Below are 5,864 nucleotides of genomic sequence, written 5' to 3'. Positions count from 1 at the left end.
GGCTCCAGCCCCATCCCCGGCCCCGACCCCATCCCCGGCCCCCGAGGATCAGCGCCTGCTCGCCACCTACTGACGGCCCCGGTCCCGCGGGCCGCGGAGGCGCGCGGACCGGGCGCCTCCGCAAGCGCGCCCCGACCGCCCTGCCCCCCTTGACCGGTATGAACCCTGCGTTCCGGTTCCTTACCGGGATGGGTACTTCACCCGGCGTACACCCAACTCCCCCCGGAATGTGGGTCTCCGCGAGCACGCTTCGTACGTGAGACGCATCGTGGGAATCATCCTGGCGGTGCTGCTGATCGGCGGAGTGGCAGCAGCCGTCGTGGCAGGCCGAGAGAGCCAGGTATCAAGCACGGCAACGAAGACCGTGCGTGGGGTCATCGGTTCGGAGAAGGCCGAGTTCTTCGCCGATCCCGACGTGGTCAAGGCCCTGGACGAACGTGGTTATACCGTGAAGACGGAGACCTCCGGCTCCTGGGCCATGGAGGAACTCTCTCTCGACGGTACCGACTTCGCCTTTCCGTCGTCCACGGCACCGGCCGACGAACTGGCCGACAAGTATCAGGTGCCGGGCACACCGCCACGGCCCTTCTACTCGCCGCTGGTGGTCGTCGCCCATCGGTCCGCCGCCGAGGTCCTGGCCCGTAACGGGCTGGCCACCCTGGACGGCGAGTCGCGCGGCACCCTGCGGATGGGCCCGTATCTGGAGGCGGCGCGCAAGGAGCGCACCTGGCAGCAGCTCAAGGGCTCCTCGGCCCATGCCGAGCTGACCGGGACGGTCTTCATCGCCAGCACCGATCCGATGACCTCCAACTCGGGCGCGCTCTATCTCGCCGCCGCGTCCTATGTGGACAACGGCGGAAAGGTCGTGGGCGACAAGGCGGCGGTCACCCGTACGGCGCCGCTGCTCAAGCAGCTCACCGTCGTCCAGGGCGCCCAGCAGACCAGTTCCGACGCGCCGTTCCGCGACTTCATCAGCGGCGTCGGGAATCCGCTCGTGCTGGTCTACGAGTCGCAGGTGGCCTCGGTGCTGCTCCAGAAGCAGGACGTCGGCGATCTGGTGGTGCTCTATCCGGACACCACCGTCATCAGCGACCACACGCTCGTACCGCTCACCGACGACGGCCGGGCGCTCGGCGCACTGCTCACCACCGACAAGCGGCTGCGCGAGCTGGCGGTACGGCACGGCTTCCGCCCGCAGGGAGCCGCGGCGGAGTTCACCGCCGCGACCGCTCCGTACCAGGCCTTCCTCAACCAGCGGCTGACCGGTGTCCGCCAGGCGCCCGTGCCGACCACCGAGTGGCTGCACGCGATGGCGCAGCGGGCCAGGTCGTAGCTCTTCGCTGCCCTTCGCCGCTCTTCGCTCTTCGTCAAAGTCCCAGGGGGAACCGCATGTCCACAGAGCAGAGCCCCGGCCCGGCCGGCTCGGAGCTGATCCTCACACCGCCCGAACCCGTCCCGCCGGTCCGTACCGAACAGGCCGCAGGGCTGGTGCCGGTCGACGACTCCGTACGCGTGGAGATGACGCGGCGCGCCACGGACTATGTCGGATCACTCGCCGCACTCGACGCCCGCTCGCCCGAATTCACCGCCCGTATCGGTGAGATCGCGAATCTCGGCTCCGGCGAGATCCGCAGCGCCGCCCAGCAGTCCAACCGGATGCTGGACCGTACGATCCACTCCCTCTCCTCCGGCGGCGAGGACGCGCAGGCCCGGGTGTCGTCCTCGCTGGTCGAACTGCGCCGTACGGTGGAGGACCTGGACCCGCGAGACACACCGGGCAAGGGAGCCCGCCGCTTTCTCTCCAAGCTGCCCGGCGGCAACAAGCTGCGCGATCACGCCGCCAAGTACGCCTCCTCGCAGGGCACCTTGAACAAGATCGTGAGCTCGCTCCGGGGCGGCCAGGACGAACTGCGCCGTGACAACGCCGCGTTGCACACCGAGCGGACGCGGCTGTGGGAGACCATGGGCAAGCTCCAGGAGTACGCGGTGCTCACCTCGGCGCTCGACACGGCGATCGAGGAGCGGATCGGTACGGTCGGACTGACAGACCCGGCGCAGGCCGACGCGCTGCGTGCCGATGTCCTCTTTCCCGTACGGCAGAAGCACCAGGACCTGCTGACGCAGCTCGCGGTATGCGCACAGGGCTATCTGGCGATGGATGTCGTACGGCGCAACAACGAGGAGCTGATCAAGGGCGTCGACCGCGCGGCGACCACCACGGTCTCGGCGCTGCGGATCGCGGTGATGCTCTCCTCGGCGCTGGAGAACCAGCGCAAGGTGACCGAGCAGGTGAACGTCCTGCGCTCCACGACGGAGGATCTGATCCGCGGCAACGCGGAGATGCTCGCCACCCAGAGCGGTGAGATCCAGCGCATCGCGGCGGATCCGGCGGTGGGCGCGGAGACGCTGCGCTCGGCGTTCCAGCAGATCTACCGGACGCTGGACGCGATCGACACGTACAAGATCCAGGCGACGGAGTCGATGGCCTCCACGGTGGAGTCGCTGACGGCCGAACTCCAGAGCGCCAGCACATATTTGGGGCGGACCCGCACGGCGGGCGCGCTGGAAGGAGGCCTTCAGTGAGACGCAGGCTGACCGGGATAGCTGTGGTGGCGTCTTTGCTGGCCGTCGCCGCGTGCACCAGTGGCGGGGGCGGTGCCGCCAAGAACCCCGATTCCGGCCCGGACACGACGTACCGCCCGGGCACCCTGCGCGTGCTCGCCTCCAGTGAACTCGCCGATATGCGGGGCGTGCTGGACCAGGCGGAGCAGAAGACGGGCGTGAAGGTGAACGCCACCTGGACCGGCACGCTGGACGCCGCCGATCTGATCGCCTCGGGCAAGGCGGACGGCAAGTACGACGCGGTGTGGCTGTCGTCCAACGACTATCTGCGGCTGGATCCGGGAGTCTCGCAGCGCATCACCAACGAGACGCCGATCATGTCCTCGCCCGTCGCGCTCGGTGTGCGGACGGAGACCGTACAGCGGCTCGACTGGCAGCCGGACGAGGTCACCTGGTCGCAGGTGCACCAGGCGGTCGTGGCCGGGAAGCTGACGTACGGGATGACCGATCCCGTGCGCTCCAACTCCGGTTTCTCCGCGCTGATCTCGGTGGCCTCCGGGCTCTCGGGCGCGCAGTCGGCGCTCACCGACGCGGATGTGCGCCGGGCGACCGGAAAGCTGAAGGAGTTCTTCACCGGGCAGAAGCTGACGTCGGGTTCGTCCGGCTGGCTCGCGACGGCTTACACCCGGCGCGGCAGCGTGAACGCGCTGGTCAACTACGAGTCGGTGCTGCTCTCCATGAACCGGGACAGCAACACCGGACTCACCGTGATCCGTCCCAAGGACGGTGTGGTGACCGCCGACTATCCCTTCACACTGCTGACCTCGGCGCCTCAGGAGGCGCGGGAGGCGGGCCAGGCGCTCACCTCGTATCTGCGCGGCCCGGAGGCACAGAAGGCGCTGACCGAGCAGACGTTCCGGCGCCCTGTGGTCCCGTCCGTACCGCCCGCGGCGGGCCTGGCCACCGACAAGCGGCGCGAACTGCCCTTCCCGGGCTCGCGTTCGGTCGCTGACGGGCTGCTCGACGCGTACGAGAACCAGCTCCGCCGGCCCTCGCGCACCGTGTACGTACTGGACACCTCGGGCTCGATGGAGGGCGAACGGCTCTCCCGGCTGAAGGACGCGCTCGCCGGGTTGACCGGTACGGACGAGTCCGCGACCGGCGAGCGGTTCCGTGACCGGGAGGAGGTGACGCTGATGCCGTTCGGCTCCGAGGTGAAGAAGGTCCTGAGCCATACGGTGGACCCGGCCGGCCGGGCCGCCGCGCTGGACGCGATCCGCGCTGACGCCAGGGCGCTGTCGGCGTCTGGCGACACCGCGATCTTCAGCAGTCTGCGGGAGGCGTACTCCCATCTCGGCAAGGGCGGTTCGGGCTCGGACGCCTTCACCTCGATCGTCCTGATGACGGACGGCGAGAACACGAGCGGCGCGAAGGCCGCCGATTTCGACAGCTTCTACGCGGAGCTGCCGCCCGACCGTCGCTCCACTCCGGTCTTCCCCATCCTCTTCGGCGACTCGGACCGCGCGGAGCTGGAGCATATCGCCGAGCTCACGGGCGGCCGGCTGTTCGACGCGACGGGGGGCGAGGAGTCGCTCGACGGCGCCTTCGAGGAGATCCGTGGCTACCAGTAGAGGACTCGGCAGGGCAGTGGCGTATCTGGAGTCGCGCAAGAACCTGGTGGGCAGCGCGGCGGGCGTGGGCGGCCTGGCCCTCACCTTCACGGGCCTGGCGGGCGCGTACTGGCCGGTGGTGGTGGCGGGACTGTACGGCGCGGGCGCGCTGATCGCGCCGCCGGAACGCCCGGACGCGCCGGCCTTCGCCAATCCGGCGGAGCAACTGGACGAGATCCGCGCCGACTTCACCAAGCTCCGCGCCTATCTGGCCGAGGTCGACCTCCCGCCCACCGCGGCCGGCCGTCTCACCGAGCTCACCGAGGTCCTGGCCGCCCTCCTGGAACCGGGCTGGGTCGCGGACGCGTTGGCGATGGACGCGGAGGGTGTGCACAGCCTGTCGCGGGCCATCCGCCAGGACGTGCCGGAATCGGTGGACACCTTCGTACGCACCCGCTGGTGGACCCGCCTCCAGCCGGGCACCGAACCTCCGGAACGCCACCTCGAACGCCAGCTCACGGTCCTCTACGACGAGGCCCGCGCCCTGGCGACGGCCCTGCGGGAGGCGGAGTCCCGCCGCCAGGAGACCCACACACGCTACTTGGAGGACCGGCACAGGCCACCGGGGACGTGAGGGGAAGGAGAGGGGAAGAAGCGGCACGTCGGCGGCACGTCGGCGGGCCGGTGACCGGCCCGGTGCGCGACTGGCCGGTACTCCGATACGCCGGTACGCCGGTACGCGGACGGCAATGACGGCCGGCGAAGACTGCCCACCACCGGCAATGACGTCGGTGGCCCACAGCGGCGAGGATCTTCGCACCACAGCTCGACAAGGGAGGCACACACCCATGAGACCGTCCCGCGCTGCTCTGCTCGTCGCGGCCACCGCCCTGACACCGGCCCTCCTCTTCACCACGCCGGCGTTCGCCACGGACTCGACGGCCACGCCGACGTCCGTGGCGGCCACGACCGTGACGGCCACGTCCGAAACGCCGGTGGACGAGATGTCGGAGGAGGACCTCCGCATCGCGATCCTGCGCATCCTGGCCGACGAGGCCAGCGGCAAGGCGGTCGTCCGAGAGGCCAACAAGGCCCTCGACGGCACCGTGGAGGAGATGCGCACCTTCCTGAAGACCGGCTACCGCCTCGCCCAGACCGAGGACGACCGCGTCGCCGTCTTCCGCATCCTGTTCCTGGCCACCGAGAACGGCGACAAAGCCGTCATCCGAGAGGTGAACAAGGTCCTCAACGACGGCAGCCCGGAAGCCCTGCGCGCCTTCCTGGAAACCGGCTACCGCCTCGCCCAGGCCGAAGACGACCGCGTCGCCATCTTCCGCATCCTCGCCGACCCGACCATCAGCGACGCCCTCCGCGCGGCTGCCGAGGAGGTCATCGACGGCACACCGGAGGAGCTGCGGTACTTCCGGGAGGTCGGGCAGTACGAGGTGAACGGCTAGACGGCTGTTTCCTTCCCGGATTTCCTTCCCGGACTGCGGGCCGGTGGGTGGTGTGCGCGGCAGTGGAATGGGGCTTCTGGGCTCTGCTCAGCGGCGAACGGCCGGTGGGTGGCTGGGGTTCAGGACCGCTGTGAGGGTGGGGTTGTTGTCTGCTGGTTACGACCGAGAGGTAGTTGTGGTGGGCCGGTTGGTTTTGGGCGACGTGGGGGCCGCCCCTCTGTTTTTGATTGTGGCG

The 5,864-nt window shown here is 69.6% G+C and carries 5 protein-coding genes; all 5 read left to right on the top strand.

The window, feature by feature from the left end:
* Positions 1-256 precede the first annotated feature (256 nt).
* The 5 genes from GA0115259_RS34935 (at position 257) to GA0115259_RS34915 (ending at position 5,629) form a co-directional block, all read left to right on the top strand.
* Positions 257-1,333 (top strand): hypothetical protein, encoded by a 1,077-nt coding sequence (locus GA0115259_RS34935; protein ID WP_093604336.1) that lies wholly within the window; start codon positions 257-259, stop codon positions 1,331-1,333.
* Positions 1,334-1,389: 56 nt separating this feature from the next.
* The gene (locus tag GA0115259_RS34930) at positions 1,390-2,583 is read left to right on the top strand and encodes a toxic anion resistance protein (protein WP_093604332.1); all 1,194 of its coding nucleotides are present in this window, start codon (positions 1,390-1,392) and stop codon (positions 2,581-2,583) included.
* Entirely contained in the window at positions 2,580-4,193 is a 1,614-nt protein-coding gene (locus GA0115259_RS34925; protein ID WP_256098285.1) for a substrate-binding and vWA domain-containing protein, read from the top strand. The genes GA0115259_RS34930 and GA0115259_RS34925 overlap by 4 nt, the downstream gene beginning before the upstream one ends.
* The gene (locus tag GA0115259_RS34920) at positions 4,180-4,806 is read left to right on the top strand and encodes a hypothetical protein (RefSeq protein ID WP_176732762.1); all 627 of its coding nucleotides are present in this window, start codon (positions 4,180-4,182) and stop codon (positions 4,804-4,806) included. Before GA0115259_RS34925 ends, GA0115259_RS34920 begins: the two co-directional genes overlap by 14 nt.
* A gap of 214 nt (positions 4,807-5,020) precedes the next feature.
* The gene (locus tag GA0115259_RS34915; RefSeq protein ID WP_093604328.1) at positions 5,021-5,629 is read left to right on the top strand and encodes an ALF repeat-containing protein; all 609 of its coding nucleotides are present in this window, start codon (positions 5,021-5,023) and stop codon (positions 5,627-5,629) included.
* Positions 5,630-5,864 lie beyond the last annotated feature (235 nt).

The sequence above is a fragment of the Streptomyces sp. MnatMP-M17 genome (assembly GCF_900091995.1).
Taxonomy (GTDB): domain Bacteria; phylum Actinomycetota; class Actinomycetes; order Streptomycetales; family Streptomycetaceae; genus Streptomyces.
This window is presented reverse-complemented; position numbering and strand designations above follow the sequence as displayed.

What these genes read in the sequence shown, in the direction of transcription:
- GA0115259_RS34930 (WP_093604332.1), top strand. Translation starts at nt 1,390, where the DNA reads ATGTCCACAGAGCAGAGCCCCGGCCCGGCCGGCTCGGAGCTGATCCTC.
- GA0115259_RS34915 (WP_093604328.1), top strand. Translation starts at nt 5,021, where the DNA reads ATGAGACCGTCCCGCGCTGCTCTGCTCGTCGCGGCCACCGCCCTGACA.